The 1,047-nt window shown below is 41.5% G+C and carries 2 rRNA genes; both read left to right on the top strand.

Features of this window, described 5'->3' with window-relative positions:
- Positions 1–74 (top strand): 16S ribosomal RNA (locus ACYVIL_RS20760); the annotation flags it as partial.
- A gap of 573 nt (positions 75–647) precedes the next feature.
- A 23S ribosomal RNA gene (locus ACYVIL_RS20755) occupies positions 648–1,047 on the top strand; the annotation flags it as partial.

Below are 1,047 nucleotides of genomic sequence, written 5' to 3'. Positions count from 1 at the left end.
CTTTGTGTTTCATGACTGGGGTGAAGTCGTAACAAGGTAACCCTAGGGGAACCTGGGGTTGGATCACCTCCTTACACTATAGGTATCACTTTTGTGATGCAGTGTTCACACAGATTGTTTTGTTGTTAATAAAGAAGAGCAAGAATCCTAATCAATAGGTTTGGATTTATTGATTAGGGTTTTTTAAACCTTAATAAGTGCTTTGTTCAAGCGGCGTCATGTAATGATAGTCACCTTGCGCAAACGTTATCTCAAAATTCAGTGTTCACTACGTTCACGTTTTTTGTTTCGATAATTTTGCACGAAAGTTCTTTAACAATTTGGAAAGCTGATAAAAGTAATCAAAACTAAAGAGTAATATTGAAGATTTATCTTCAAGCGTACTCTATCTGATTTTATGATTAGAACTTGTCACGCATATAACAAGCTCTTAAGTGAGCACCTTTGATTTGTGAATAAAAAGGCGTAAATCAATCTGATATTTCGAGTAGTCCAATTCATGTCGGCTATGAGGAATGTCGAGTAATTGGTGTCTAGGCGAGTCGAATGACGAGCGAAGGAGGGAGTGTACGAACAGTACATGACCGACTGAGTAAGGAATAGAGACGAAGCATAGGCGGCAAGAACGAAGATATTTGGGGTTGTATGGTTAAGTGACTAAGCGTATACGGTGGATGCCTAGGCAGTTAGAGGCGATGAAGGACGTGTAAGTCTGCGAAAAGCTGTGGTGAGTTGACAAAACGCATTTTAGCCACAGATGTCCGAATGGGGGAACCCAGTGCATTTATGCACTATCTGCAACTGAATACATAGGTTGTAGAGGCAAACGAGGGGAACTGAAACATCTAAGTACCCTTAGGAAAAGAAATCAAACGAGATTCCCCTAGTAGCGGCGAGCGAACGGGGAGCAGCCGAGTAATAATAATGTAGTGGAATGAGTTGGAAAGCTCAACGGTACAGGGTGATAGTCCCGTACACTAAGCGTTATTTTTGCCATATTAAGTAGGTCGGGACACGTGTTATCTTGACTGAAGATGGGGGGACCAT

This window comes from Aliiglaciecola aliphaticivorans (assembly GCF_054782055.1).
This window is presented reverse-complemented; position numbering and strand designations above follow the sequence as displayed.